Origin of the sequence: Mongoliimonas terrestris (genome assembly GCF_001927285.1) — a bacterium.
Classification (GTDB): domain Bacteria; phylum Pseudomonadota; class Alphaproteobacteria; order Rhizobiales; family Pleomorphomonadaceae; genus Chthonobacter; species Chthonobacter terrestris.
In genome coordinates this window covers 327,759-353,643 of record NZ_MSIG01000004.1, presented here as the reverse complement: position 1 = coordinate 353,643, position 25,885 = coordinate 327,759, and the positions used below count along the sequence as shown (strand labels likewise).

Here is a 25,885-nt window from a genome sequence, read left to right as displayed (position 1 = left end):
GGACCCGTGACCAGACATGACGCCGGATGCGCGGCGGACCGGAAGTGAGAATGCGACGGATCAACGACATGGCATCGCCTGCCCGGTTCCTGTTCGACACCGACTTCGCCGCGCCGCCTCCCGTGCCCGAACCGGAGGTGCCGCCGACGCCGACGATCGAGGTGCCGACCCACGAGGCGCTGGTGGCGGCCGCCGAGGACGCCGCCTACGCGCGGGGCCTTGCGGCCGGCCGGGAGGCGGAGGAGGCGCGCCAGTCCACCCGGCTTGCCGAGGAGGCGGCGCGGCTCGTCAGCGTCGCCCAGTCCATCCTCGCCGTGCTCGACGTGGACCGGGCGCGCGTGGAGGCGGACGCCGCGCGGGTCGCCACCCTGGTGGGTACCAAGATCGCCGGCCGGCTGATCGAGCTCCACCCGGAGGAGCGGATCCTCGCCGTGGTGTCGGAAGCCCTGGCGCCGTTGCGCAAGGCGCCGCACCTCGTGGTGCGCATGGCCGCCGACGACGCCGGGGCGATCCGCGGCGCCCTCGACCGCATCGTCCAGGAGCGCGGCTTCGAGGGCCGCCTGGTGGTGCTCGGCGAGCCGGACATCGCGCGCGGCGACTGCCGCATCGAATGGGCGGACGGGGGCATCGTGCTCGACCGGGCCGCCACCGAGGCGGCCATCGACGCCGCCCTTCAAACCCATCTCGCCCTGATCGGCCCCGACGGGACCGATCCGGAAGCGGACCGGAGCTGACCCATGGCCGACGAGACCGACGACGGGTCCATCCCGTTCGACACCCACACCGCCGCCCCGCGGCCCGATGAGGACGAGGATCCCAACCTCGCCCACGCGGCCTCGGAGCTGGAAGCGGTGTTCGACGTGCCCGTGCGGGTGTCGGCCATCCTCGGCCGCGCCCGCATGCAGGTGCACGACCTCCTGAAGCTCGCCCCCGGCAACGTGCTGGAACTCGACCGCAAGGTGGGCGAGGCGATCGACGTCTACGTCAACGACCGGCTGGTCGCCCGCGGCGAGGTTGTGCTCGTCGACAACAAGCTCGGCGTCACCATGACCGAGATCATCAAGTCCGAACGGTGAGGTTGGAACGATGCGGCTCCTGATCGTCGGAACCCTGGACGGCCAGCTCACGGTGGCCACCCGCATGGCCATGGACAAGGGCGCGTCCGTGGTGCACGCGGACACCATCGAGATGGCGCTGAAGACGCTGCGCTCCGGGCGCGGCGCCGATCTCATCATGGTGGACGTGGCGCTGCCGATCGCCAGCCTCATCGGCGACCTGGAGGCGGAGCGCATCCACATCCCGGTGGTCGCCTGCGGCACCGCCACCGACGCCCGCGCCGCCGTGGCGGCGATCCGCGCCGGCGCCAAGGAATACATCCCGCTGCCGCCGGACGCGGAGCTGATCGCCGCCATCCTGGCCGCGGTGACGGCGGGAGGGCACGACCTCATCGTGCGCGACGAGCTGATGGCGGCGGTGGTCAAGCTCGCCGACCAGGTGGCGCCGTCAGAGGCCTCCATCCTGATCACCGGCGAGAGCGGCACCGGCAAGGAGGTGCTCGCCCGCCACGTCCACCGGCGGTCGACCCGCGCCGACAAGCCGTTCGTGTCGGTCAACTGCGCCGCCATTCCGGAGAACCTCCTGGAATCGGAGCTCTTCGGCCACGAGAAGGGCGCCTTCACGGGCGCCGTGGCCCGCCGCATCGGCAAGTTCGAGGAGGCGAGCGGCGGCACGCTCCTCCTCGACGAGATCTCCGAGATGGACGTGCGCCTGCAGGCCAAGCTGCTGCGCGCGCTCCAGGAGCGGGTGATCGACCGGGTCGGCGGCGCCAAGCCGGTGCCGGTGGACATCCGCATCATCGCGACCTCCAATCGGGTGCTGGCGGACGCGGTGCGGGAGGGCTCGTTCCGGGAGGACCTTCTCTACCGGCTCAACGTGGTGAATCTGAAGATCCCGCCGCTTCGAGAGCGGCCGGCCGACATCGTCGCCCTTGCCGACCACTTCGCGCGCAAGTACGCGGAGGTGAATGGCGTGCCGGTCCGCACGATCTCGGCCGATGCCAAGCGCGAGCTGGTCGCCGCCCGCTGGCCCGGCAATGTGCGCGAGCTGGAGAACACGCTCCACCGGGCGGTGCTCCTCGCCACCGGCCCGGACATCGGCGTCGACGCCATCCGCTCGCCGGACGGCGCAAGGCTCGATCCGCGCCTGGAGAGCCGGCCCCACGACGCCGCCGCCCGCGCCGCCCAGACGGCGGAGGCGATCACCCGCGCTCTCGTCGGCCGCACGGTGGCGACGGTGGAGCGCGACCTGATCCTCGATACGCTGGACCACTGCCTCGGCAACCGGACCCACGCGGCCAAGATCCTCGGCATCTCGATCCGCACCCTTCGCAACAAGCTGAACGAGTACACGGCCGAGGGGATCGACGTGCCGGAACCAGGGACCGCCCGCACCGCCGTGGCGTGACGGCCCACGCTGATTTGCCGACGAAAAGGTTTTTTACCGATAATTATGGGTGTGCATGCGATTGCATTAACTGTCGTTTCGATAGGTATGCTGACATGCATTTCGACATCTGGGTTGTCGCCAACGATCTCGCCGCCGCGACAGCCCTTTCCGCAGGCCTCGCCTCGCTCGGAACGGTGACGGCTCTCGACCTGGAGGCGTTCGCCACCTACCAGATGCCCATCGGCGCGACCATCCTGTTCGACGTCGACCTGGAAGCGCCCCGGACCATCAGCGTGCTCCGCACCGGGCTGAAGCGAGCGAGCGGGCCGCAGGCGGTGATCGCCGTCGACGCGCGGAACCGCCGGCACAAGGTTCAGGCCGATGCCCTCGGCGCGGCGGCCGTCATCGTCCGGCCGCTCGACCGCGCGCGCCTTCTGAAGACGCTGGAAGGCGTACTCGCCCGGACACCGCGTCCCCGGGCGGACGCCAGCCCGACGCCGCTCGGCGCCGCGCGCGAGCGGTCGGTGCCGGCCCCCAGGCTCGACCCGCGCGATGCCGCCCAGTCGGTGGGCCTTGCCGGTGCCGTTCTCAACCGCCTGTTCGACGGCCTGATGAGCGGCCGGCCGGTGGACCCGGCCACCGTGACGGCTGCGGCGACTGCAGTCCAGGACAGCATCGATCGCGTCGGCCTCGACGTGTGGCTCTCCGCCGTTCGCGAACAGCACGCCGGCACCTACCAGCACAGCCTGCTGGTCACCGGTGTGGCGTCGGTCTTCGCGCACCATCTCGGCCTCGACAAGGCCGATCGTAAGCAGATCGCCGTGGCCGGGCTGCTGCACGACATCGGCAAGGTGAAGATCCCGCTGCAGATCCTGGACAAGCCCGGCGTCCTGTCGCCGGCCGAGTTCCACATCATGAAGAAGCACCCGTCCATCGGCGCCGCCTACCTGGAAGCGGGTGGCGGCTTCGACCCGGTGGTGATCGACATGGTGCTGCACCACCACGAACTCCTCGACGGATCCGGCTACCCGGACGGCCTTCGTGGCGATGCCATCGACCGGCGCACCCACATCCTGACGGTGGCGGACATCTTCAGTGCCCTGGTGGAGGAACGGAACTACAAGTTGCCGATGCGGGCCGACCTCGCCTACCGGCACCTGGTCTCCATGGCGAGCGAGCACAAGCTCGACCCCGACCTCGTGAAGGACTTCGCCCCGGTTGCGGGCGAGGTCACCGTCAGGCCGTTGCGCGCCTGAACGGTTCCGGCCGAGCGGCCCCGCCGCCGCACCCGCGCGAACACGCCCTCGCCACCCGCCGCCGCCTCGACGCGATCATCCGCGCCGCTTGGAAGACGCGCGAAACGCCCGTCCATTAACGGGGCGTTAACCGTGAACCCGGCACTTTCTGCCTACCCATTCGTCTCTTTGCATAACTAAGGGTGGCCTCGCCCGTGACCGATACCAGTTCGCCCATCGGCAATCGTTTCGGTCTGCGCTGGCCCACCACGCTGGAGCTGAAGGACACGGTCCTTCGGGGCGACGTGGGCTTTGCCATCGGCATCATGGCGATCCTGGTCGTCCTGATCCTGCCGCTGCCGGCCTTCCTCCTCGACCTCTTCCTCGCCGTCTCGATCATCTTCTCCATCCTGATCCTGATGACGGCGCTCTTCATCCAGACACCGCTGGAATTCTCCGCCTTTCCGACGGTGCTGCTGATCGCCACCATGCTGCGGCTGGCGCTCAATCTCGCCTCCACGCGCCTGATCCTCTCGGGCGGCCACGAAGGCACCGACGCCGCCGGCCACGTGATCGAGGCGTTCGGCAACTTCGTGATGGGCGGCAACTTCGTCATCGGCATCATCGTGTTCGCGATCCTGGTGATCGTGAACTTCGTGGTGATCACCAAGGGCTCCGGCCGTATCGCCGAGGTGGCCGCGCGCTTCACCCTCGACGCCATGCCGGGCAAGCAGATGGCGATCGACGCCGATCTCTCCTCCGGCCTCATCGACGAGACCACCGCGCGCCTGCGCCGCAAGACCCTGGAGGAGGAAAGCTCCTTCTTCGGCGCCATGGACGGCGCCTCCAAGTTCGTGCGCGGCGACGCGATCGCGGGCCTCCTGATCACCTTCATCAACGTGATCGGCGGGATCATCATCGGCACGCTGCAGATGGGGATCACGCTGTCGGAGGCGGCGCACTCCTACACGGTGCTGACCGTCGGCGACGGCCTCGTCAGCCAGATCCCGGCGCTGATCGTCTCCACGGCCGCGGGCCTCCTCGTTTCCAAGGCCGGCGTGTCGGGCGCAGCCGACAAGGCGCTCGTCTCCCAGCTCTCCGGCTATCCGACGGCGCTCGGCATGTCGGCGGCGGTGATGGGCCTTCTCTCCATCCTGCCGGGCATGCCCTTCGTGCCCTTCATGGCGCTCGCCCTCGGCGCCGGCGCCATGTCCTTCTTCGCCAGCCGTCGCAACGTGCGCCGGGAGGTGGAGACCGCCATGGCCAAGGCCGTGGCCGAGAAGCCGCCCGCCCCGACCGAGGAGCCGATCCAGACCGCGCTGAAGATGGACGACCTGCGCGTGGAACTCGGCTACGGCCTCCTGCCGCTGATCAACGATCCGCAAGGCGGCGACAAGCTCTCCGACCAGATCAAGGCGCTCCGCCGCCAGATCGCCTCGGAGATGGGGTTCGTGATGCCGCCGGTGCGCCTCCTCGACAACGTGCAGCTCCAGGCGAACGAATACATCATCAAGATCAAGGAAGTGGACGCCGGGAAGGGACAGCTCTACCCGGGCCAGTTCATGGTCATGGACCCGTCGGGCGGCAAGGTCACCATCCCGGGCACCCAGACCACGGAGCCCACCTTCGGCCTGCCGGCCACCTGGGTGGAGGCGCGCCTTCGCGAGGAGGCCGCCATCCGCGGCTACACGGTGGTCGACCCGGCGACCGTGCTCTCCACCCACTTGTCCGAGACGCTGAAGGCCAACGTGGCGGAGATCCTCTCCTACGCGGACGTGAAGAAGCTGCTCGCCGAACTGCCGACCGAACAGGGCAAGCTGGTGGACGACCTGGTGCCGGGCCAGATCACCATCTCAGGCATCCAGCGGGTGCTGCAGGCGCTCCTCACCGAGCGCATCTCGATCCGCGACCTCTCCACCATCTTGGAGGGCATCGCCGAGGCGGTGGGCCATTCCCGCTCCACCCAGACGATCGCCGAGCACGTGCGGGCCCGCCTCGCCCGCCAGATCTGCGCCCAGAACACCGCCGTCGGCGGCTACCTGCCGCTGATCAGCCTGTCGCCCGCCTGGGAGCAGGCCTTCCTGGAATCGATCGTCGGCGAAGGCGACGACCGGCGGCTCGCCATGGCGCCCTCCAAGCTGCAGGAGTTCGTGATGCTGGTGCGCGACGCCTTCGAGGACGCCGCCCGCAAGGGCGAACTGCCGGTGCTGATGACGAGCCCGATGGCGCGCCCCTTCGTGCGCTCCATCGTGGAGCGCTTCCGCGCCCACACCACGGTGATGAGCCAGGCCGAGGTGCACCCGCGCGTGCGGCTGAAGACGGTCGGCTCCATCTGAGGATCCGCGCGCGAAGATACGGCTCGCCCGACCTCCACGCCCGGTTGAGGCGGACCGACCGGCGCCGTCATCGTCAACGAACGCTTAAGCCCTCGGGCGCAATCTGACGGGCATCATGGCCCCAGGTTCCGCGTTCCGCGCCGCACTCCTCGTCTTCCTGTCGGCTTCGCTCGCCGGCTGCGGGCTCTTCGATTGGGAAGAGCGCGAGCCCTGGCGCGCCCAGGCGGAAGCCGCTTGCTTCGCCCGCAAGCAGGTGAAGCTGTCGCCGCTGATCACCCCCGCCGAGGCGATCCAAGGCAAGGGCATCTGCGGCCTCGACCGGCCGCTTCGCGTGTCGGCGCTCGCCGACGGCACGGTCCGGATCGGCAGCCGGGCGGTCGTCATGTCCTGCCCAATGACGGCGGCGCTGGAGGCCTGGGTGCAGTCCGCCGTCATGCCGGCCGCCTACGAGCGTTACGGCGTGCCCGTGGTGGAGATCCGCTCCATGGGCACCTACAACTGCCGCTCGCGCAACAACGTGCCCGGCGCGCGGCTTTCCGAGCATGCCTTTGCCAACGCCTTCGACGTGGGCGGCTTCGTGCTCGCCAACGGCTACACGGTGACGGTGAAGAAGGGCTGGCGCGGCAGCCCGGCCGACCGGGCGTTCCTGCGCCAGGTGCATGCGGGCGCGTGCGGGCCGTTCACGACGGTGCTCGGACCGGGCTCCGACGGCAAGCACGAGGACCACCTGCACCTCGACCTCGCCCGTCACAACGCCAAGGGCACCTATCGCTACTGCCGGCCGACACCGAAGATGCCCGCGCCCTCGAGCGAGCCGCCGCCCTTCCAGATGGACCAGGGCATCCCGGTCGCCCAGCTGCCGCAAAGCACCGACTGGCCGCATGTGCTGCCGCAGAGCGTGGAGGCCCAGCGCCAGGCCGACGCGGCCGCCGGGTACGATCTCCCGTTGCCGCCCGGCCGCCTGTCGACCGATCCCCTCCCCCCGGCACCGCCTCAGGGCAACGCGGGCTGGGCGCCGCCGCCTCAAGGGCATGGTGGCTGGACGCCGCCGCAGGACTATGGCCAGCCGGCCGGGGGCTATGGCGTCCCGTTGCCGCCCGCGTCCGTTCCGAACGGCGGCTACGCGCAACCCGCTCAACCCGCCTATCCGCCGCCGCAGCCGGCGGGCTGCCCGCCGGGCTATATCTGCACGCCGGCCGCGTCCGACGGCATCCCCCCGCCGCCGCCGGGCTGGTCGGTGGGGCCGCAGCCGCTGCAGGGCTATGCGCCGGACGGGATCCTGTTCGACCCGGACGATCACGGCGACTGGGCAGGGGCGCTCGACGAGTGAGCCTGGTGCGGGGCGGCCAGACAGGCTGCCGCGGCGGCCGGCCTGCTCGAGCCACCGGCCGGCGGAGCCGGCTGCCGGTCATCCGGGCGCGGGTTCGGTGGCCTTCAGTTCGGCGCGCGCAGCCACGATGATGGTTCGAGCTGCGTAGAGGTTGACGCCCGCGATGATGAGGCCGGCAACGATGTCCGGCCAGGCGGCCATGCGGTTCGCGACCAGCACACCCGCCACGATGGTCAGCCCGTTGAGGAGCGCGTCGTTGCGGGTGGACAGCCAGATCGATTGCATGGAGCTGTCGCCCGTGCGGTACGGCAGGAGGCGGACCGCGACGGTGACGTTCACCGCAAGCGCCACGGCGGCGGTGAGCGACATGCCGAGCGGCGACGGCACGCCGCCGTACCAGAGCCGCACGAAGACCTGGGCGAGCGCGACCACGCCGACGGCGAACATCGCCAGCCCCATGATAAAGCCCGCCCGGGCACGGCTGCGCAACGCCCAGCCGATCGCCACAACGCCGAGCAGGTAGATGCCGGTATCCTCCAGGAAGTCCACCGCGTCGGCGATAAGGGCCGCAGACCCGATCCAGAGCCCGATGAGGCCTTCGCCGAAGAACATGAGGCCGTTGAGCACGGCAGCCTGGATCAGGACCCGGCGATACGCCGGATCCTTGTGCAGCGGCGCGTCCGGCGCGTGGAGGAAGTCGTCGTCGTCAGCCATGACGCGCTGCATAGCACGGCGCGCGATGCCAACCAAAGCACGTGCCGCCGGACGCGTGCCGCACCCTTTCCGAGAACCGGATCCGGGGATCGCCAAGCGTGCCTGCCACCGGCATGCCCCTACTCGGCGGCATCCGCCGCGGCGACGCGGTCCGGATCATAGTTGAGGATCGGGGCCAGCCAACGTTCCGTCTCGGCAAGGCTCATGCCCTTGCGCGCGGCATAGTCCACCACCTGGTCGCGCTCGATCTTGCCGACGCCGAAATAGTGGCTCTCCGGGTGGGAGAAGTAGAGGCCGGAGACGGCGGCGCCCGGCCACATGGCGTAGCTCTCGGTGAGGGTGATGCCGGCGTTGGCGGTGGCGTCGAGGAGGCGGAAGAGGGTCGCCTTCTCCGTGTGGTCCGGCTGGGCCGGGTAGCCGGGCGCCGGGCGGATGCCCTGGTAGGTCTCGCCGATGAGGGCCTGCGGAGAAAGGTCCTCGTCCGGCGCGTAGCCCCAGAACTCCATCCGCACCCGCTGGTGCAGCCGCTCGGCGAAGGCTTCGGCCAGACGGTCCGCGAGGGCCTGGGAGAGGATTTTCGAATAGTCGTCGTTGGCGCGACCGAAGCGGGCCGCCACCGCGTCCTCGCCGATGCCGGCGGTCACCGCGAAGCCGCCGACATAGTCGGCGACACCGCTCTCCTTCGGGGCGACGAAGTCCGAGATGGAGACGTTGGAGCGGCTTGAGTCGCGCGCGATCTGCTGGCGAAGGCCATGGAACGTCGCAAGCCGGGTGGTGCGGCTGTCGTCGGTGTAGAGCTCGATGTCGTCCCCGACCGCGTTCGCCGGCCAGAAACCGATGACGCCGCGCGCCGTCAACCACTTCTCCTCCACCATCTGGCGGAGCATGGCCTGGGCGTCCTCGAACAGCGCCCGGGCAGCGACGCCGTAGCGGTCGTCGTCGAGGATCATCGGATAGGTGCCCTTCATCTCCCAGGTGGAGAAGAAGGGCGTCCAGTCGATGTAGCGGGCGAGTTCGCCGAGATCGTAGCCGTCGAAGGCCCGGACGCCGAGGAAGGAGGGCTTTACAGGGCGGTGGTCGGCCCAGTCGAAGTCGGGCCGGTTGGCGCGGGCTTCCTGGATGGTGAGGCGGCGCTTGTCCTCGCGGCCGCGGGCGTGCGCCTCGGCAAGCCGCGCATACTCCCGGCGCACCTCGTCCACATAGGCGTGGCGCTTCTCGCCGAGGAGCGCGGAGGCGACGCCGACGGCCCGGCTCGCGTCCGTCACGTAGACGGCCTGGCTCGCCTTGTACTGCGGATGGATCTTCACCGCCGTGTGGATGCGGCTGGTGGTGGCCCCGCCGATGAGGAGCGGCAGGTCGAAGCCCTGGCGCTCCATCTCGGCGGCAACCAGCACCATCTCGTCGAGGGACGGCGTGATGAGGCCGGATAGGCCGATGATGTCGACCTTCTCGGCCTTGGCCGTGTCGAGAATCTTCTGCATCGGCACCATGACGCCGAGGTCGATCACCTCGAAGTTGTTGCAGGCGAGCACGACGCCGACGATGTTCTTGCCGATGTCGTGCACGTCGCCCTTGACGGTCGCCATCAGGATCTTGCCGGCGGACGACGACTGGGTGGAGCCGCTCGCCGCCTTCTCCGCCTCCATGTAGGGCATCAGGTAGGCGACCGCCTGCTTCATCACCCGGGCGGACTTCACCACCTGGGGCAGGAACATCTTGCCGGCGCCGAAGAGATCGCCGACCACGTTCATGCCGGCCATCAGCGGCCCTTCGATGACGTGCAGCGGCCGTTCGGCCTTGGCGCGGGCCTCCTCGGTGTCCTCGGTGATGAACTCCGTGATGCCGTGGACGAGGGCGTGCTCGAGCCGCTTCTCCACCGGCCAGGAGCGCCAGACGAGATCCGCCGTCTTCTCCTTGGCCGAACCGTCGCCCTTGAAACGCGGGGCGGCGTCGACGAGGCGCTCGGTGGCGTCCGGGCGGCGATTGAGGACGACGTCCTCGCAGAGCTCGCGGAGCTCCGGGTCGATGTCGTCGTAGACGCCGAGCTGGCCGGCGTTGACGATGCCGAAGTCCATCCCGGCCTGGATGGCGTGGTAGAGGAAGACCGTGTGCATGGCCTCCCGCACCGGCTCGTTGCCGCGGAACGAGAAGGAGAGGTTGGACACGCCGCCGGAGACGTGCGCGCCTTTCAGGTTCTGACGGATCCAGCGGGTCGCCTCGATGAAGTCGACGCCGTAGTTGTTGTGCTCCTCGATGCCGGTCGCGACCGCGAAGATGTTCGGGTCGAAGATGATGTCCTCTGGCGCAAAGCCGACCTCGTCGACCAGGATGCGGTAGGACTTCTCGCAGATCTCGATCTTGCGCTGGAAGGTGTCGGCCTGCCCGACTTCGTCGAAGGCCATGACGACCACCGCCGCGCCGTAGCGCCTGACCAGCCTGGCCTGATTGATGAAGGCCTCCCGGCCCTCTTTCATGGAGATGGAGTTGACGATGCCGCGGCCCTGGAGGCATTTCAGCCCCGCCTCGATGACGGACCACTTGGACGAGTCCACCATCACCGGGATGCGGGCGATATCCGGCTCCGCCGCCATCAGGTTCAGGAAGGTCACCATGGCCTTCTCGCTGTCGAGAAGGCCCTCGTCCATGTTCACGTCGAGGACGACCGCGCCCCCTTCCACCTGATTGCGCGCGACCTCCAGGGCGGCCGCGTAGTCGCCGTCCTTGATGAGCTTGCGGAAGCGCGCCGAGCCGGTGACGTTCGTGCGTTCGCCGACGACCACGAAGGTGGCGAAGGCGGCGGAGGGAGCGGTCTGGGCCGAGGTGGAGGTCATCAGGTGTGCGTACCGATCAGAGGGAGAGCAGCGCGCGAGCGCGCTCGGACAGCGCGTCGCCGGAGAAGGGGTTCACGATTTCCAGGCCCGCGGCACTGTCACCTTCGGCCATGTCCTCGGAGAAGATATGGGTGCATCCGGCGAGCCGGGCCGCGGCCAGCAGATTGGCGTCCCAGATGGAGAAGAGCCCGCGCGACGCGAGGTTCAGAGCCTGCATCACCGTTGCCGTTGTTGGAGCAAAAGTCGGAAACCCGAGCGGAATCGTCCGGAGGTACTGCTCGGCGACGACAAGCGGCCAGCCGAGCTTGCCTGTCGATACCCGATAGGTCTCGTTTATGACCTGCAAAGCGATCAGGCCGCCACGGGCCCGGACCGCTTTCAGTACCGCATCCGCGACCTTGGCCTTGCCTGGGTTGCGCGGGTCGATCGCATAAATCAGGACATTGCTGTCCACGGTCGGCACCATCATTCGTTCCCCGCGGGCCTCACCGGCTCCGGTCGTCGTACCACTCTTCGCGCGATCCGTATTGGCCGGGCGGACACGCGTCGGGGCCTGGTTCCGGCGGATTCCGAAACACCGCCTGCAGTTGAAGCCAGGCCGCTTCCTGCTCTTCATGCGTCCCAACCGGCATCTCGACGTTGGGTCCGTAGACGACCTTAGGTGGGCGTGTTGTCTTAGAATTCCGCTCTTGTGTCATGACCGCGCTCCGTAGACTGGGCTCACCCTATCACGCGGCGATCACCGCCGGCTCCAGGCCGCTGAGCCGCATGCGCGGCTCGATGACCGGCAGCACGCGCGGCGGCAGGCCCTTCACGGCCTCGGCGATGGCGCGGATGTGGTCCGGCGTGGTGCCGCAGCAGCCGCCGACCACGTTGACGAGGCCGGAGCGGGCGAACTCGCCGACGAGGGCGGCCATGGCCTCCGGGCTCTCGTCATACTCGCCGAACTCGTTCGGCAGGCCGGCGTTCGGATAGGCGCAGACGAGCGTGTCCGACACCCGGGCGAGATCGGCCACATGGGCGCGCATCTCCTTGGCGCCGAGAGCGCAGTTGAGGCCGATGGAGAAGAGGTTCGCGTGGCGGACCGAGTACCAGAAGGCTTCCGCCGTCTGGCCGGAAAGGGTGCGGCCGGAGAGGTCCGTGATCGTGCCGGAGACCGAGATCGGCAGGCGGATGCCCTTCTCCTCGAACACTTCCTCGGTGGCGAAGAGCGCCGCCTTGGCGTTCAGGGTGTCGAACACGGTCTCGATCAGGATGATGTCGGCGCCGCCGTCGATCAGGCCGCGGACCGCCTCCGCGTAGGCGATGCGGAGGTCGTCGAAGCTCACGGCCCGGAAGCCCGGGTTGTTGACGTCCGGCGAGATGGACGCGGTGCGGTTGGTCGGCCCGACGGCGCCGGCGACGAACCGCGGCCGCGACGGGTCGCGCGCCTCCACCTCGCGGCAGGCTTCCTTGGCGACGCGGGCGCTCTCGAAATTGAGCTCGTAGGCGAGCGCCTCCATGCCGTAGTCGGCCTGCGCGATCGTGGTGGACGAGAAGGTGTTGGTCTCCAGGATGTCGGCGCCCGCCTCCAGATACTGGAGGTGGATGGTCTTGATCACGTCCGGCCGCGTGATCGACAACAGGTCGTTGTTGCCCTTGAGGTCGCGACCCCAGTCCTTGAAGCGGTCGCCGCGGAAGTCGGCCTCGGTCAAGCGGTGCTGCTGGATCATGGTGCCCATGGCGCCGTCGAGCACCAGGATGCGATCCTTGGCGAGGGCACGGAGGGTGGTCTCGATCGTCGACGGGGCGTTGGTCATCGGACGGCTTTCTCAATTTGACGGGCGATGGGAGGCGCTCACGCGGCCTTCGTCGCTTCGGCGGACACCGGCTGGTCGGCGCGCAGGCCCATCATATGGCAGACCGCATAGACGAGATCCGCCCGGTTCATGGTGTAGAAGTGGAAGTCGCGGTAGCCGCGGTCCACCAGATCCATCACCTGCTCGGCAGCGACCGCGGCGGCCACCAGCTGGCGGGTGGCCGGGTCGTTCTCCAGCCCCTCGAAGCGCTGGGCGAGCCAGTTCGGCACCGAGGCGCCGGTCTTGCGGGCGAACTGTGCGGTCTGGGCGAAGTTCACCACCGGCACGATGCCGGGGATGATTGGGATGTCGATGCCGGCCGCGCGAACGCGCTCCACATAGCGCTCGAACAGGTCGTTGTCGAAGAAGAACTGGGTGATGGCCCGGGTGGCGCCGGCCTCCACCTTGCGCTTCAGGATGGCGATGTCGGCCGGCACGTCCGGGCTTTCCGGATGCTTCTCCGGATAGGCGGAGACGGTGATGTCGAAGTCGCCGATCTCCCGGATGCCCTGGATGAGGTCCGGCGTGGAGGCGTAGCCGTCCGTGTGCGGCTGGTAGCGCGCGCCGACGCCGCCGGCCGGATCGCCGCGCAGCGCCACGATGTGGCGGACGCCCGCCGCCCAGTAGCCGCGCACCACATCGTCCACCTCCGTGCGGGAGGCGTCCACGCAGGTGAGGTGGGCCGCCGGCTTCAGCGACGTCTCGCGGACGATGCGCGAGACCGTGTTGTGCGTCCGCTCGCGGGTGGAGCCGCCGGCCCCGTAGGTGACCGAGACGAAGCGCGGCTTCAGCGGCGCAAGGCGCTCGATCGACGCCCACAGGGTTTCTTCCATCTTCTCCGACTTCGGCGGGAAGAACTCGAACGAGACGCCAAGGTCGAGGGCGTTGATGTTGCGGGAGAAACGCATGGGGGTCGTCCTTGATGGATTGTTCTTGCGGTCGAAGACGATGAGGTCAGGCGGACTGGAGGAAGCGGCGCTCGTCGGCGAGCACGATGCGTCGGTCGATGCCGACGAAGAGGGTCACGGTCAGCCGCTCCTCCCCGTTCGGCTCGGCGGGCAGATCGCGGACGAGGCCGAGGTCGAGGCCGGCGGCCTCGATCCAGCCGCGCATCTGGTCGTGGCCGAAGCCGAGGCGCCGGTGCGCGTGCTCGGTGCGCAGGAATTCCAGCCCGTGGGGCGCGAAATCGACGATCACCAGCCGCCCGCCGGGGGCGACCGCGCGCGCCGCCTCCCGGATGGCACGGGCCGGATCGTCCAGATAATGGAGCACCTGGTGGATCACCACCACGTCGAAGCTGCCGGCGGGTACGGCGAGGGCCGTCACGTCGCCCTGTCGCACATGCGCGTGGTCGATGCCGGCGCCGGCGAGATTGGCGCGGGCGACCGAGAGCATGTCGTGGCTCATGTCGATGCCGACGCCGCGGGTGTAGCTGTCGGCGAGCAACGTCAGCATGCGGCCGGTGCCGGTGCCGATGTCGAGGAGCGCGTGGATGCGCCGCCCGCCGAGCGCCTCGCGCACGGCCGCTTCCACGGCTGCGTCCGGCACGTGCAGGGTGCGCAGGCGGTCCCAGCCGGCGGCGTTGGCGGCGAAATAGCGCTGGGCCTCGGCGGCGTGGTCGGCCTTCAGCGCGTCGAGCCGCTGGCGATCGCGGACGAGAATCGGATCCTCGGCGGCCAGACGGCCGAGGAGGGCCCGGACGGTGGCGGCGCCAGGACCGTCCTCCGACAGGCGGTAGTAGGCCCAGGCGCCTTCCGGCAGGCGCTCGATCAGGCCGGCCTCGGTGAGGAGCTTCAGGTGGCGCGACACGCGCGGCTGGCTCTGGGCGAGCACCTCGGTCAGGTCCTTCACCGTCGCCTCGCCGGCCGAGAGCAGCGCCAGGAGGCGCAGACGTGTCGGCTCGCCGGCGCTTTTCAGGGCCGTTACCAGATCATCGAGGGTGGAGCGAACGTCGGGTACCATGCTGCTCTCCGGCCCGCAAAGGACATAAACATATCTTTATGCCTTTCCGCCCGGTGGTGCAACCGCTTTCCGCGCCGCCGTCTCGCGGCGACAGTCCGTGCGCCCGGCCTCAACGAACGACGCCCGCAGTGCGGGCACTACGGGCGTCGGACGGTTTGCGCGGATAATTGTAGAAATTACGTAGAAATGAAAACGATCTCTTTCATATCGCCATGCGGGTCTCACGCCAAGCCTGCAAACGCTGCCGGGCCTGTCTGGGATCCATCTCCACGAACGCGTTGAGCGCGTCGCGGCGCTGCACGGGCGTCAGACGGTGCTTCCAGGGGCCGGATTTCAGCAGCATCTGAACCGTGGTCATCTTGAAGCCCTGGGCCCTTGCGCTGGTGACGAAGGGCTCCACGTCGGTGCGCACCAGCCAGTGCTTGGCCTCCTCCAGCGACAGGTCCGCCAGGATGGCGAAGACGGACACCACGTCGGCGAAGCGGTCCTCGGCGGCATACTGGAAGAGAAGCGGTTCGGAAGCGACGCGCCGGCCGCCCTGGTTGAGCAGCTTTTCCCAGGCGCTCTCGAAGTCGTAGAGGCCGAGCCAGTAGGTGTTGCTCATGCGCTCCGCCGCCCGGCGGGCCGCTTCCTGCAGGTCCGCGATCGGCCGGTCCTTGCCGGCCGAATGGAGCGCCCGGCGGACCTCCTCGGCGGCTTTCTCGGTCAGGGCCTCGATGACCCCGTCCGGGGTGTCCGGCCGGGTGCCGAGCGCCTTGGCGGTCTCCACGTCGGTCATCGCCTGGTGGACGATCTCGGCGAGCGCCCGCTCACCCAGGATGGCGCCGTGGTTGCTGGCGACGGTGCGCTTGACGCTCGGATCGCCGCGCGAAACCACCGTCTCGGTCACAGCCTCGGACAGGTGGAAGCGGCGCGCGATGGCGAGCAGATGTTCGTTGCCGCGGTTGCCGGCCACGTCCAGGAGGTCGCGTTCGCTGAGGACCGGCGACTTCTCCAGCACCGGACCGGCCACCGTCGCGTCCTCGTCCGCGGCGAGACGGCGGATCACGTTCTGTGGCGCCCGGCGAAGCGGTGCGATCTTCTCCGCCGCGAATGCCAGCGCCTCACGCTCCACCATCTCGGCAAGCCGGGACATCACGTCGTCGTAGATCTCGATCTGCTCCAGCGTGCACCGCTCCGACGCGAAGGCGAACAGCGAAGCCACCCCCCGCATCAGTTCGTTGCGTCGCGTGGACGAGGTGTCGAGATCCAGGCTGCGGAAGTCGACGAGATTGGTATCGATCATGAATGAACCAAGGGGCTGTATGCCAGGGACAGGGACACCCTAGCAGGGGGAATTGGCGAACTCCTTTCAACGATTAGGACAATTTGAATTTCGGCATGAGTCAGGCACGGCCGACCCCACCCGACGGACGCGGCTTGGCGCGGCTCTGCCGCCTGTGATCTACTGCGCGCATCGGGGCGGACGGCCATGGATCCGCCGGTGTCCGCCGCCCCCGAAAGCCCGAGCCGCCCGACCGCGATGAGCGACACCGCCAGACCGCCGCCGACCCCGCCCGACCAGGAAGTAACCTTCATCGGCCGGATCTGGACGCCTTGGGAGACGCGGGCGGACTGTCCGCACAACGTGCTGATCGCCCGCGAGCGCGGCGGCCACGCCATCGTGGAGGTGGAGCCCTTCTACCGCGCCGGGCTGATGGGCCTCGACCGCTACAGCCACCTGATGCTGCTCTATTGGATGGACGAGGCGGAGCGCGACGTGCTGGTGCAGTTCCCCCGCCACGCGGACGGGCCGCGCGGGGTCTTCTCCATCCGCTCGCCGGCCCGGCCGAACCCGATTGCCGTGGCGGTGGCGCGGATCCTGGAGATCGACATGGAGATCGGCCGGATCGCCATCGAACAGGTGGACTGCCGCAACGGCACGCCGCTCGTCGACATCAAGCCCTACTACCCGACCGTCGATTCGGTGCCGGACGCCGACGTCGCGCCCCGCTCCGGCGCTCAGACGTCGTAGAGCCACTGCTCCGGCAGGCGAGCCTTGACCGGCCCCGGCGCGATCCGTCCGGCCCGCTCCACGGTGGCGAGCAGGCCGCGCCGGCGATCGCCGGCCTTCACGAAGCCGAGTTCCAGGTCGGGGCGGCCCGGATGGGCGTCGGCAAGGGCCCTGCCGGAGTTGCGGCACGGGGCGTTCTGGCCCTCCACCACGAGGCTCGCGCCGCTTTCGAAGAAGAGGCGCGTGCCGGTCGGCAGGAAGGAGGCGTGCGCGACGCCCTCCACCACAAGATTGGCGCCGATCAGCGCCGGGTCGATGGCCGCAAGGTCGAGGTCGGCGGCGATGGCGGCGAGGTCCTCCACCGACACGACGGTGATCTGCCGGCCGGAGCGAATGAGCGTGCCGCGCGGATACCAGGGCTCGCGGCCGCCGGCCTTGCGGGTGAAGCCGCGGTGCCGATCCTCCGGGATCCCCTCCAGATCCGCGTCGAACCCATCCACCGGGCGGGTTCGGAACCCGTCGCCGTCGGCGATGAGGGCGGCGACGGCATGAAGGGAGAGGTTTCGCGCCGGCAGCACTTTCGGCTGCGGGGCGACGCGCGAGACGAGATCCATGGGAGGGGCTCCGGGCGATCGTCCGCACCCGACGGATGCCGACGCTGTTCGCCCGGATGATAGGCGACGGATCCTTGCCGGAAAAGCCGAAACCACTCCTGCCGCACGATCCGTCGCGGCTCCGATCTCAGGGCGAGGGCGCAATCATCCGGCGCATGGTGGCATCGCGGGCGACCATCTGGTGCCAGAGGGCGCCGACCACGTGGAGCAGGATGAGCACGATGAAGACCGGCTTCATCAGCTTGTGCGGCCCGGCGGCAGCTTCGCTGACGTAGTAGGCGACAAGACCGCTGACCGGCGCGGCGACCATCAGCGCGTAGAAGAGCCAGTGCACGCCTTCCGCGAGGCGGACGGCCGCCCAGGAGAATCCATTGGGTTCCGGCGTCCCACGCGTCAGCTTCAGGAAGAGCCGTATCGCCGCGAGGATGAGCACGGTGACGCCGGCGACGATGTGGAGGTCGCCCATCAGGGATGCGGTGCCGGTGAGTGGATGGCCGGCCTCGGCGGCTTCGACCATCTCCTCCATGGCTTCGGCGAAAATGAGCTGGAAGGCGATGAGTGCCGCGATCGCCCAGTGGAGGGCGATCTGCGCGGCGGAATAGCCGGCCGGATGGGTGCGTGACATGGAAGCGGATCCCCCGTGGAACAACGGGGCCGACTGTGGGCCTGTGCTGTCGCAAATGTATGCCGGCATGTCGCGCAAGTGTATCCGTGCGTAACCGGACCTTGGCCGTGGCCGTTTCAGCCCTTGTCGTCCGCCGCCGCCCAGGGGCCGTTGGCCGTCACGATCCGCTTGGCGGCGGCCTTCAGGGCCTTTTCGCTGGTCTCGGCGAAGGCCTCCGGCAAGGCTTGCTCCAGAAGGATGCGGAGCGCCTCCAGCGCCCAGATCTCGGCGTCGCTTTCCACCGTGTGGGCGATCTCCTCGCCGTTCTCCTCGTCCACCACGCGGGCGAGCCATTCGTGGAGGACGAGCGCCTCGTCGCGGGAAAGGGCAAGGCGGACGGGGTCGGCGGTCATGGGCGTGAAGTCCTGAAGGAGGAGCGAAAAACAGGCCTGCTGGACCGAGGGACGCGCCGAACGATCACCAGGGGGCCTCGGTGCCGTCCACCCGATAGAACCGCCCCGTGCCGGAAAGGTCCAGCCTGTCGAGAACGGCGAGAACGCCGGCGGCGCTTTCCTCAACCGACAGATCGGCGCCCGCGCCGCCCATGTCGGTGCGCACCCAGCCCGGATGGATGACCGCGACGGCGATGCCGCGCGGGGCTAAATCCGTGGCGAGCGCCTGCATGGCCTTGTTCACGGCCGCCTTCGACGCCCGGTAGGCGGTGGTGTCCGATTTGGCGTAGGAGAGGGAGCCCATGAAGCTGGAGATCGTCAGGATCCGGGCCGGCGCCGTCATCAGCGGCAGCACCGATCTTGCGACGAACAAGGGCGCGATGGCATTGATCCGGAACGAGGTCTCGAATGCCGCCCAGGTCATGGTCTGGGCGAGCGTGTCGGCGTTGCGCTCCAGGAGCACGCCGGCGTTGTTGACGAGCGCGTCCACAGGCTCGCCGACCCGGGCACCGAACCCCTCCACGTCGGCCGGATCGCCCACGTCGAGCGCCATCAGGCGGAGCTTCGCCGGATGCGCCGCAGCAAGGTCGTCAAGCGCCTGCGACGGCGGCCCCGGCCGGTGGGTGGCGATCACCCGACGCCCGTCGGCGACCGCGCGCCGGACGAGTTCGAGGCCGATGCCGCGCGCGGCTCCGGTGACGATCATGGCGGGCATGCGGTCTCCTGCCAAGCAGCGGTGGGGGCGGTGCAGCGCGGGTGTCAGCGCGCGACCGCCACGATGAAGAGGCGTGGAAAGCGCAACAGCACCTTCTGGGGATCACGCCGCATTTGGATCCAGGACTTCGACATCAGGGAAGTCGCGGCCGTTCAGTGTCACCACCACGCACCCGTGCACCTTCGCGGTGGCGGCGATGATGGTGTCCAAGGCGTCACGCGGCCGGCCATCACGGTATCCGATCGCCCGGAGTTCGGCCCAGCACAGTGCTTCCGCAATACCAAACGGCAGGATCCGTCCCGCAAAGAGCTGGGCCGGTCCCGTCGGCCCCGTGAACCAGGCTTCCAGACGCCGCCTGCGCGCCCCGTCGCTGAGCCGTAGGATGCCCTGCCGGATTTCGCCGACCGTCAGGGTGGACAGGTAAAGATCCGCGTCTGGGCATTGCTCGAGCCAAAGCAGCACTCGCGGCGCCGGCGCCGGCTTCACCAGTTCACTGATGATGTTCGTGTCGAGCAGATACTTGGTCAAAGGTCGGACAACCGCCCCGGATGACGATCCCGGACAAGGTCGAGGCCGGACCCTACCAGTGGAGAGGCCCGCATGGCGCGAACGATGCCGCCGCGTTCAAAGGGTTGCTCATCCGGCGCTTGATCAGCGACCTGGCGCGTGATTGCCGACCGCAGGTCGTCCGCGCCCGGCGTGGCCAATCGCTCCGCAAGTCGCCGCAGCAGATCGCGATCCTCGGGGCGTGCAAAGACCTCGAAGCGGACCAGCCCCGGCTTATCCGGTTCGCTGCCGGAACGCGCCTTCAAGCTTTCTGAGGCTTCTGCCATCGATGATCTCCCAAGACAGATCCTGGTGTCAGCGCCTGCCTCTCGATGCAAGATCGAGAGGCAATTTTTCACTTTAACACGGGAGCAGGCCCACGGCCCCTCCCCTCACCGCGTCAGCGGCTTGTACTTGATCCGGCGCGGGTTCACCGCGTCGGCGCCGAGGCGGCGCTTCTTGTCCTCCTCGTAGGACTCGAAGTTGCCTTCGAACCATTCCACGTGGCTGTCGCCCTCGAAGGCGAGGATATGGGTCGCGAGGCGGTCGAGGAACATGCGATCATGGCTGATGACCACGGCGCAGCCGGCGAAATCCTCCAGCGCGTCCTCCAGGGCCGACAGCGTTTCCGTGTCGAGGTCGTTGGTCGGCTCGTCGAGGAGGAGGACGTTGGCGCCCGACTTCAGCATCTTGGCCAGATGCACCCGGTTGCGCTGGCCGCCGGAGAGCGAGCCCACCTTCTGCTGCTGGTCGCCGCCCTTGAAGTTGAACGACGAGCAATAGGCCCGGCTGTTCACGTCCTTCTTGCCGAGGGTGATGACGTCGAGCCCGCCGGAGATCTCCTCCCACACGGTCTTGTTCGGGTCGAGCGAGTCGCGGCTCTGGTCCACGTAGCCGAGCTGCACCGTCTCGCCGAGGCGGAAGGCGCCGGCGTCGGGCGTCTCCTGGCCGGTGATCATGCGGAAGAGCGTGGTCTTGCCCGCGCCGTTCGGCCCGATGATGCCGACGATGCCGCCGGGCGGCAGCTTGAACGAGAGATCGTCGATGAGGAGCCGGTCGCCATAGCCCTTGGAGAGGTGCTCCACCTCCAGCACCACGTCGCCGAGACGCGGACCGGGCGGCACGATGATCTGCGCGGTGCCGAGGGTCTGGCGCTCCTCGTTGCGCTTCAGAAGCTCGTCGTAGGACTTGATGCGCGCCTTGGACTTGGCCTGCCGGGCCTTGGGGCTCGCCCCGATCCACTCGCGCTCGCGCTCCAGCGCCCGCTGGCGGGCGGCCTCCTCGCGGCCCTCCTGGGCGAGGCGCTTGGCCTTCTTCTCCAGATAGGCCGAGTAGTTGCCCTCGTAGGGAATCCCGCGGCCGCGGTCGAGCTCGAGGATCCAGCCGGTGACGTTGTCGAGGAAGTAGCGATCGTGGGTGATGATCAGCACGGCGCCGGGAAACTCGCGCAGATGCTTCTCCAGCCAGGCGACCGATTCCGCGTCCAGATGGTTGGTCGGCTCGTCGAGGAGGATGAGGTCGGGCGCCTCCAGGAGCAGCTTGCAGAGCGCCACCCGGCGCTTCTCGCCGCCGGAGAGCAGGTTGACGTCCGCGTCGCCCGGCGGGCAGCGGAGGGCGTCCATGGCCATCTCGACCTTGCTGTCCAGGTCCCAGAGGTTCTTGGAGTCGATGATGTCCTGCAGCTTGGCGGCCTTCTCGGCGTTCTCGTCCGAGTAGTCCATCATCAGCTCATTGTACTGGTCGATCAGCGCCTTGTCCTTGGCGACGCCGAGCATGACGTTGTCGAGGACGTTCTTTGACGGATCGAGCTGCGGCTCCTGCGGCAGGTAGCCCACCGTCGCGCCCTTGGCGAGCCAGGCCTCGCCGGTGAACTCCTTGTCCATCCCGGCCATGATGCGCAGCAGCGTCGACTTGCCCGAGCCGTTCGGGCCGAGCACGCCGATCTTGGCGTCCGGGTAGAACTGCAGGTGGATGGTGTCGAGCACCTTCTTGCCACCACCGTAGGACTTGGTGAGGCCGTGCATGTAGTAGATGAATTCGCGCGCCATGGTGGGTCCGTCGGCCGGGTCTGATCAGGGGAAAGGTGTGGCGGGCTTTCTATCCCGCGCGCGGGCTCGATGAAAGGGAAAAGGCTGCGCAGCCACGCCGGCGGCGTCCGGTGCGACCGCCGCCAAGCACCGTCCGGACAGTGGGGATGGGGTGACGCCCCGGCCTTCGGATCACGCCGCGGCGAGTTCGGCGACGAAGGCTTTCAGGCTGTCCTCCAGGGTGCGGGCGTGCGCGGAGAGGTCGGCGGAGAGGGCGGTGACGGTGGTGGCGGCGAGGACCGTGTCGTCAGAGCCGGTGCTGACCTTGGCGAGCGTCGACGACACGTGGTCGGTGTTGCGGGCAGCGGCCTGGACGCTGGTGGCGATCTCGCGGGTGGCGGCGCCCTGCTCCTCCACGGCGGCGGCAATGGCGGCGCCGATGGTCTGGATGTCGTCGATGGTGCGCGAGATGGCGGCGATGTCGCCCACGGACTGGCGGGTCGCCTCCTGGATGGCGGAGATCTGGCTGGTGATGTCGGAGGTGGCGCGGGTGGTCTGGGATGCGAGCGTCTTCACCTCGGCGGCGACCACCGCGAAGCCCCGCCCCGCCTCCCCGGCCCTGGCCGCCTCGATGGTGGCGTTGAGGGCAAGGAGGTTGGTCTGGTCAGCGATCTCGGAGATGAGCTGGATCACCGAGCCGATCCGCTCGGCGGCGGCGGTGAGCCGGGTGACGGATTCGTGCGTGCGGCGGGCGCCCGCCACGGCGTCGTCGGCGACCGCGCGGCTGGTCTCGGCCTGACGGCCGATCTCCCCGATGGAGGCGTGCAGTTCCTCCGTGGCCGAGGCGGAGGTGGTGATCCCCCGGGCGGTCTCCTGCTGCAGCCGGGTCATTCCGGCCACCTGCTCGGTGGTGGAGGCCGCCTGCCGGCTCATCCGCACGGCGGTCTCCTCCAGGCGGCGGCTCGCCTCGCCGAGGGAGGCCGCCATGGCGTGAGCGCTGGCGTTGAAGGTCTTGACGGCGGCATCGACCCGCACCTGACGATTGCGGACCTGGGTGATCAGCGCGTCCTGGTAGACCGAGATCGCGATATCCATGTCGAGCATCAGCGCCCGGGTCACCGCGGCGGTGCGGCGGGCGGCGATCGGGCCGTTCCATCGCGTCTTCCGGCCGAGCACGAGCGTCAGTTCGCAGAGCACCTCGTTGTAGCCGGCAATGTACCAGTGCGGCTCCAGGCCCATCCGCACGTGCGCGGCGCCGACTTTGCGGACGCTGTCCCGGTAGGCGGCGTCGAAGCGGGCCGAGAACAGATGCTCCCAGTGGCGCATCTGCGCCGCCATCAGGTGGTCGCGGCGACCCTCGATCATGGGGGCGAGCCGCGGCACCTGCAGCCACTTGTCATAGAAGCCCTTGAGGATGCGCGGCAGATCCGGCTTCACCAACTGCCAGGCGGCCACGACATCCGCACGCGCCTCGGCGGTCAGCCCGTAGGCGGCCGGATAGGCCGAGAAATCCGTCTCTTCCATGCTCCACCCCATCCGCGCGCTGACGGTTCGATATGGGCGGATCTTGGGACGGGCTGCGTTAACGAGCCCTTCAAATGACAGCGCCGCGGCATTCAGAAATGTAATTTTTATGCCCGAAATTACATACGTAAAGCGTGCCTTCCACCCGCGCTATTTTCCGGCCCGTGGTGCAGAGGGTGAGAGCCTAAAACCGGCTGAAAATATTCGCGCGTGAATTGCACCGCAGCACAGCGGCGCAGACAACGGAACCTGCCGCGCTCAAGCTCGTGTCTGGCGGAATCGGTGCCCAGACGGCCCGCAATAAACAGCTTTCTCCCGTAACCATTCCCACAATGGGCGGCAAGTCCTGTTGCGATGCAATCTTCCACGCGACCAGGACATCATCTGTTCTGGCTAAGTTTTGTCGCAATGCGATAAAGTTGCCGTTCGTGGTCACCCTAGTCACGGGGGTTCAAATACGGATAAAAATCGTCTCGAATGCCATCATGCCGCACCTTGCAGCGGTGACAGCATAGAAAGTCTTCTCCATAGTCACGGCGTCACGGGTCGGTTTCGAAGGGTAAAGACCGGGGGGTCTCGGCGCCACCGTGGACTGCGGAGCATCGGCCCGCAGCTGTCGGCGCCGGCCGGGCATCAACCTCCCGTGGCATCTTGAGGGAGGAAAAATCATGAATCTTGTGCTTGCTCTGGCGGTGGTCATCGGTGCTCTGGGCGCCGTGGCGACTTATCTGTTCCTCAGCCCGCTCGGCCCGTTCGGCCTGTTGATCTGGGCGGCCTTCGTGGCCTGGGCCGCCTTCTTCCACTCCGGTGGCGGCGAAGGCGCGCTGAAGAGCAACATCCCGGCCCACATCTGGGGCGCGCTGATGGCGACGATCGCCTTCCTGCTGATCACCAACGTGGCGATCGGCGACCTCGCCATGACGGCGGCGATCTGGGTGGGCGTCACCGTGGCCATCATGATCGCGGCCGCCCAGGTTCCGCTGCTCGGCCAGATCCCGTCGGCGGTCTACGGGTACGCCTGCACCGCCGCCTACTGCATCCATCGCGGCGTCGACCTGCAGGACGGCCTCGGCTCCCTGGCCGCCGGCGGCCTCGGCGTCAATCCGTTCCTGACGGTGTCGGCCTCGATGATCATCGGCGCGCTGTTCGGTTACGTCTCCGGCAAGATCGCCGGTGCCCTCGCCAAGGGCTGAGCCCACCCTCCGGCCGGCCGCTGCACCTGCTGGCGGCCGGTTCGGCACTCGCCTGCGTGAGCCGTAGGCAATTCGCGTCGAAGCTGCCTAAATCGTAGGCTTTCGGAGGGACTTTTTCCCGATCGGAGTTTTGTGCGCCGCACAAAACTCTTGCGCTCTCCATCACCCGCCTGATGGAGAAAAAACCGCGTAAAACCGTTTAAGTCGGCACACCCCCGACGGTTGGCCCTTCTTGTGCATCGCGACATCCGGTCCGACGCCAAGGAGCGCTGCCATGATCGAACTGGTTCTCACCGTCTGCCTGATGTCTTCGCCGGAGGAATGCCGCCAGGAGCGCATGCCGTTCGAAGGTCCGATGATGGCCTGCGCGCTCCAGGGTCAGTTCGCGGCTGTGGAGTGGCTGGCCACCCATCCCAAGTGGCTGCTGTCCCGCTGGAAGTGCGGCACCCCGGAACTCCCGACCTGATCGACGCCTCTGCCGCCTCGCGGATGGGCGGACCTTGTGCCCGGTGCTGGGCGCCGTAGCGGAGATATGCCCTCTTTTCCTCCGCGCCGCCGGGGCGTGGCCGACCGGCCATCGGCTCTCGATAAGACGTCTCGACGCGTATCCGCTCCGCTTTCTGCGCCAGACCCAAGCCTGCGGTTCGGTCGCTGCTCACATCATATTTGACCTGCGAGCCCCCTGCTGCACCGCATCGATGCTTGACTCCGGAGAGAGCACGGCGCATATGCGAATGAACGTTCGCTCCACGCCGGAGCCTCTCCTGGATCGAGACTGCCATGCCCGATGCCTCCCGACCGCGCGCTGTTGCGGATGATCCGGCCGACGTCGTCCCGCCGGTCACCCTGCAGGACGAACGCCGCGCGCAAATCCTCGAAGCTGCCCGGACCTGCTTCAGTCGGTCCGGTTTCCATGGGGCCAGCATGGGCCAGATCTGCGCGGAGGCCCGCATGAGCCCCGGCGCGGTCTACCGCTACTTCCCGTCCAAGGACGCCATCATCGAGGCGATTGCCGAAGACCAGCGGGAGATGGCCAAGGCCACCATGTCGGGCTTCTTCGAGGGCGGTAGCCTGATCGATCGGATCACCCGTGTCGGTATGGCCTATCTGCGGTCCAGCAAGATCAGCCACTGTGGCGCACTCATGGTGGAGGTCTGCTCGGAGACCATCCGCAACTCCTCCGTCGCAAGTCGCTTCCATCAGATCGAGGAGGAGGTGCGCACCACCTTCATCGGCGCGTTGAAAGAGAGCCAGGCGACCGGCGAGATCGACCCGGATCTCGACCCCGAGTACGCCACCCTGGCGCTCTTTGCCATCGGCGACGGTCTGATGCTCCGGCTCGAGCTCGAGCCCGGAACGGACATCGAGCGGCTCGAACCCTACCTCCGACGCCTCGTGGAGGGCCTGCTGCTGGCACGGCCCGACAGGAGCACCCTCTAGACAACCAGAAGAACCGTACCGGACCACGTCCAAGGCGTGACCTTGTCCGTAGATCCGCCACATCGAACAGCATCACCCGGCGCTCA

General features: G+C 68.4%; 23 protein-coding genes and 2 pseudogenes. 10 read left to right on the top strand and 15 right to left on the bottom strand.

Annotated elements, in window-relative coordinates; translation table 11 throughout:
- Positions 1-68: 68 nt before the first annotated feature.
- The 6 genes from BUQ68_RS08155 to BUQ68_RS08130 all read left to right on the top strand — a co-directional run bounded on the left by BUQ68_RS08155 (position 69) and on the right by BUQ68_RS08130 (position 7,346).
- On the top strand, positions 69-734 hold the full coding sequence (locus tag BUQ68_RS08155; RefSeq protein ID WP_075215513.1) for a FliH/SctL family protein: 666 nt from the start codon (positions 69-71) through the stop codon (positions 732-734).
- A gap of 3 nt (positions 735-737) precedes the next feature.
- On the top strand, positions 738-1,076 hold the full coding sequence (fliN, locus tag BUQ68_RS08150) for a flagellar motor switch protein FliN (protein WP_075215427.1): 339 nt from the start codon (positions 738-740) through the stop codon (positions 1,074-1,076).
- Positions 1,077-1,086: 10 nt separating this feature from the next.
- Positions 1,087-2,463, top strand: a complete 1,377-nt coding sequence (gene flbD, locus BUQ68_RS08145) for a sigma-54-dependent transcriptional regulator FlbD (RefSeq protein WP_075215426.1) — start codon at positions 1,087-1,089, stop codon at positions 2,461-2,463.
- A gap of 95 nt (positions 2,464-2,558) precedes the next feature.
- The gene (locus BUQ68_RS08140) at positions 2,559-3,701 is read left to right on the top strand and encodes an HD-GYP domain-containing protein (RefSeq protein WP_075215425.1); all 1,143 of its coding nucleotides are present in this window, start codon (positions 2,559-2,561) and stop codon (positions 3,699-3,701) included.
- 215 nt (positions 3,702-3,916) lie between these two features.
- The gene (gene flhA / locus BUQ68_RS08135) at positions 3,917-6,016 is read left to right on the top strand and encodes a flagellar biosynthesis protein FlhA (RefSeq protein ID WP_425349511.1); all 2,100 of its coding nucleotides are present in this window, start codon (positions 3,917-3,919) and stop codon (positions 6,014-6,016) included.
- Between the two features lie 115 nt (positions 6,017-6,131).
- Complete coding sequence (locus tag BUQ68_RS08130) at positions 6,132-7,346, top strand: extensin-like domain-containing protein (RefSeq protein ID WP_075215424.1); 1,215 nt, start codon at positions 6,132-6,134, stop codon at positions 7,344-7,346.
- Between the two features lie 78 nt (positions 7,347-7,424).
- On the opposite strand, the gene BUQ68_RS08125 is transcribed toward BUQ68_RS08130, so the two are convergent.
- From BUQ68_RS08125 to BUQ68_RS08095, 7 genes and pseudogenes are all read right to left on the bottom strand, one after another.
- Complete coding sequence (locus BUQ68_RS08125) at positions 7,425-8,060, bottom strand: cation efflux transmembrane domain-containing protein (protein ID WP_075215423.1); 636 nt, start codon at positions 8,058-8,060, stop codon at positions 7,425-7,427.
- 119 nt (positions 8,061-8,179) lie between these two features.
- Positions 8,180-10,843, bottom strand: a pseudogene (metH, locus tag BUQ68_RS08120) (methionine synthase); the annotation flags it as partial.
- A gap of 64 nt (positions 10,844-10,907) precedes the next feature.
- Positions 10,908-11,360 (bottom strand): PIN domain-containing protein, encoded by a 453-nt coding sequence (locus BUQ68_RS08115; RefSeq protein ID WP_075215422.1) that lies wholly within the window; start codon positions 11,358-11,360, stop codon positions 10,908-10,910.
- A 277-nt stretch (positions 11,361-11,637) separates the two neighbouring features.
- Positions 11,638-12,690, bottom strand: a pseudogene (locus BUQ68_RS08110) (homocysteine S-methyltransferase family protein); the annotation flags it as partial.
- A 38-nt stretch (positions 12,691-12,728) separates the two neighbouring features.
- Positions 12,729-13,637 carry a methylenetetrahydrofolate reductase [NAD(P)H] gene (metF, locus tag BUQ68_RS08105; RefSeq protein WP_075215420.1) on the bottom strand — a complete coding sequence of 303 codons (909 nt, stop codon included), beginning with the start codon at positions 13,635-13,637 and terminating at the stop codon, positions 12,729-12,731.
- A gap of 46 nt (positions 13,638-13,683) precedes the next feature.
- Positions 13,684-14,691 carry an ArsR/SmtB family transcription factor gene (locus BUQ68_RS08100; protein WP_075215419.1) on the bottom strand — a complete coding sequence of 336 codons (1,008 nt, stop codon included), beginning with the start codon at positions 14,689-14,691 and terminating at the stop codon, positions 13,684-13,686.
- A 202-nt stretch (positions 14,692-14,893) separates the two neighbouring features.
- The gene (locus BUQ68_RS08095; RefSeq protein WP_075215418.1) at positions 14,894-15,976 is read right to left on the bottom strand and encodes a DUF2336 domain-containing protein; all 1,083 of its coding nucleotides are present in this window, start codon (positions 15,974-15,976) and stop codon (positions 14,894-14,896) included.
- Between the two features lie 237 nt (positions 15,977-16,213).
- Between BUQ68_RS08095 and tsaA the strand changes: the two genes are divergently transcribed.
- Complete coding sequence (tsaA, locus tag BUQ68_RS08090) at positions 16,214-16,705, top strand: tRNA (N6-threonylcarbamoyladenosine(37)-N6)-methyltransferase TrmO (RefSeq protein WP_075215511.1); 492 nt, start codon at positions 16,214-16,216, stop codon at positions 16,703-16,705.
- Here the strand turns inward: tsaA and BUQ68_RS08085 are convergent.
- The 8 genes from BUQ68_RS08085 to BUQ68_RS08050 all read right to left on the bottom strand — a co-directional run bounded on the left by BUQ68_RS08085 (position 16,693) and on the right by BUQ68_RS08050 (position 23,166).
- Positions 16,693-17,298, bottom strand: coding sequence for an MOSC domain-containing protein (locus BUQ68_RS08085; RefSeq protein ID WP_075215417.1), 606 nt, complete (start codon positions 17,296-17,298; stop codon positions 16,693-16,695). The genes tsaA and BUQ68_RS08085 overlap by 13 nt on opposite strands.
- Before the next feature lie 127 nt (positions 17,299-17,425).
- The gene (locus BUQ68_RS23640) at positions 17,426-17,923 is read right to left on the bottom strand and encodes a cytochrome b (RefSeq protein ID WP_075215416.1); all 498 of its coding nucleotides are present in this window, start codon (positions 17,921-17,923) and stop codon (positions 17,426-17,428) included.
- Between the two features lie 116 nt (positions 17,924-18,039).
- Entirely contained in the window at positions 18,040-18,315 is a 276-nt protein-coding gene (locus BUQ68_RS23635) for a hypothetical protein (protein WP_075215415.1), read from the bottom strand.
- 64 nt (positions 18,316-18,379) lie between these two features.
- Positions 18,380-19,069, bottom strand: coding sequence for an SDR family oxidoreductase (locus tag BUQ68_RS08070; RefSeq protein ID WP_075215414.1), 690 nt, complete (start codon positions 19,067-19,069; stop codon positions 18,380-18,382).
- A gap of 102 nt (positions 19,070-19,171) precedes the next feature.
- Positions 19,172-19,597: a type II toxin-antitoxin system VapC family toxin gene (locus BUQ68_RS08065; protein ID WP_075215413.1), complete on the bottom strand. Its 426-nt coding sequence runs from the start codon at positions 19,595-19,597 to the stop codon at positions 19,172-19,174.
- Positions 19,594-19,902, bottom strand: a complete 309-nt coding sequence (locus BUQ68_RS08060; RefSeq protein ID WP_075215412.1) for a hypothetical protein — start codon at positions 19,900-19,902, stop codon at positions 19,594-19,596. Before BUQ68_RS08060 ends, BUQ68_RS08065 begins: the two co-directional genes overlap by 4 nt.
- Before the next feature lie 105 nt (positions 19,903-20,007).
- On the bottom strand, positions 20,008-21,663 hold the full coding sequence (ettA, locus tag BUQ68_RS08055; RefSeq protein ID WP_075215411.1) for an energy-dependent translational throttle protein EttA: 1,656 nt from the start codon (positions 21,661-21,663) through the stop codon (positions 20,008-20,010).
- 171 nt (positions 21,664-21,834) lie between these two features.
- The gene (locus BUQ68_RS08050) at positions 21,835-23,166 is read right to left on the bottom strand and encodes a globin-coupled sensor protein (protein WP_175577763.1); all 1,332 of its coding nucleotides are present in this window, start codon (positions 23,164-23,166) and stop codon (positions 21,835-21,837) included.
- A 668-nt stretch (positions 23,167-23,834) separates the two neighbouring features.
- Here BUQ68_RS08050 and BUQ68_RS08045 point away from each other — a divergent pair.
- From BUQ68_RS08045 to BUQ68_RS08035, 3 genes are all read left to right on the top strand, one after another.
- Positions 23,835-24,359, top strand: coding sequence for a DUF1097 domain-containing protein (locus tag BUQ68_RS08045; protein WP_075215409.1), 525 nt, complete (start codon positions 23,835-23,837; stop codon positions 24,357-24,359).
- A gap of 274 nt (positions 24,360-24,633) precedes the next feature.
- Positions 24,634-24,825, top strand: coding sequence for a hypothetical protein (locus tag BUQ68_RS08040; protein WP_075215408.1), 192 nt, complete (start codon positions 24,634-24,636; stop codon positions 24,823-24,825).
- 314 nt (positions 24,826-25,139) lie between these two features.
- Positions 25,140-25,799, top strand: coding sequence for a TetR/AcrR family transcriptional regulator (locus BUQ68_RS08035; protein WP_075215407.1), 660 nt, complete (start codon positions 25,140-25,142; stop codon positions 25,797-25,799).
- The last annotated feature ends 86 nt before the right edge of the window (positions 25,800-25,885 follow it).

Coding starts and splice junctions, on each gene's coding strand:
- BUQ68_RS08125 (WP_075215423.1), bottom strand. CDS start 8,060: ATGGCTGACGACGACGACTTCCTCCACGCGCCGGACGCGCCGCTGCAC.
- BUQ68_RS08085 (WP_075215417.1), bottom strand. CDS start 17,298: ATGGATCTCGTCTCGCGCGTCGCCCCGCAGCCGAAAGTGCTGCCGGCG.
- BUQ68_RS08130 (WP_075215424.1), top strand. CDS start 6,132: ATGGCCCCAGGTTCCGCGTTCCGCGCCGCACTCCTCGTCTTCCTGTCG.
- ettA (WP_075215411.1), bottom strand. CDS start 21,663: ATGGCGCGCGAATTCATCTACTACATGCACGGCCTCACCAAGTCCTAC.
- flbD (WP_075215426.1), top strand. CDS start 1,087: ATGCGGCTCCTGATCGTCGGAACCCTGGACGGCCAGCTCACGGTGGCC.
- BUQ68_RS08100 (WP_075215419.1), bottom strand. CDS start 14,691: ATGGTACCCGACGTTCGCTCCACCCTCGATGATCTGGTAACGGCCCTG.
- fliN (WP_075215427.1), top strand. CDS start 738: ATGGCCGACGAGACCGACGACGGGTCCATCCCGTTCGACACCCACACC.
- BUQ68_RS08040 (WP_075215408.1), top strand. CDS start 24,634: ATGATCGAACTGGTTCTCACCGTCTGCCTGATGTCTTCGCCGGAGGAA.
- BUQ68_RS08155 (WP_075215513.1), top strand. CDS start 69: ATGGCATCGCCTGCCCGGTTCCTGTTCGACACCGACTTCGCCGCGCCG.
- BUQ68_RS08035 (WP_075215407.1), top strand. CDS start 25,140: ATGCCCGATGCCTCCCGACCGCGCGCTGTTGCGGATGATCCGGCCGAC.
- BUQ68_RS08070 (WP_075215414.1), bottom strand. CDS start 19,069: ATGCCCGCCATGATCGTCACCGGAGCCGCGCGCGGCATCGGCCTCGAA.
- BUQ68_RS08115 (WP_075215422.1), bottom strand. CDS start 11,360: ATGATGGTGCCGACCGTGGACAGCAATGTCCTGATTTATGCGATCGAC.
- BUQ68_RS08060 (WP_075215412.1), bottom strand. CDS start 19,902: ATGGCAGAAGCCTCAGAAAGCTTGAAGGCGCGTTCCGGCAGCGAACCG.
- BUQ68_RS23635 (WP_075215415.1), bottom strand. CDS start 18,315: ATGACCGCCGACCCCGTCCGCCTTGCCCTTTCCCGCGACGAGGCGCTC.
- BUQ68_RS23640 (WP_075215416.1), bottom strand. CDS start 17,923: ATGTCACGCACCCATCCGGCCGGCTATTCCGCCGCGCAGATCGCCCTC.
- BUQ68_RS08140 (WP_075215425.1), top strand. CDS start 2,559: ATGCATTTCGACATCTGGGTTGTCGCCAACGATCTCGCCGCCGCGACA.
- tsaA (WP_075215511.1), top strand. CDS start 16,214: ATGAGCGACACCGCCAGACCGCCGCCGACCCCGCCCGACCAGGAAGTA.
- BUQ68_RS08050 (WP_175577763.1), bottom strand. CDS start 23,166: ATGGAAGAGACGGATTTCTCGGCCTATCCGGCCGCCTACGGGCTGACC.
- metF (WP_075215420.1), bottom strand. CDS start 13,637: ATGCGTTTCTCCCGCAACATCAACGCCCTCGACCTTGGCGTCTCGTTC.
- BUQ68_RS08095 (WP_075215418.1), bottom strand. CDS start 15,976: ATGATCGATACCAATCTCGTCGACTTCCGCAGCCTGGATCTCGACACC.
- BUQ68_RS08045 (WP_075215409.1), top strand. CDS start 23,835: ATGAATCTTGTGCTTGCTCTGGCGGTGGTCATCGGTGCTCTGGGCGCC.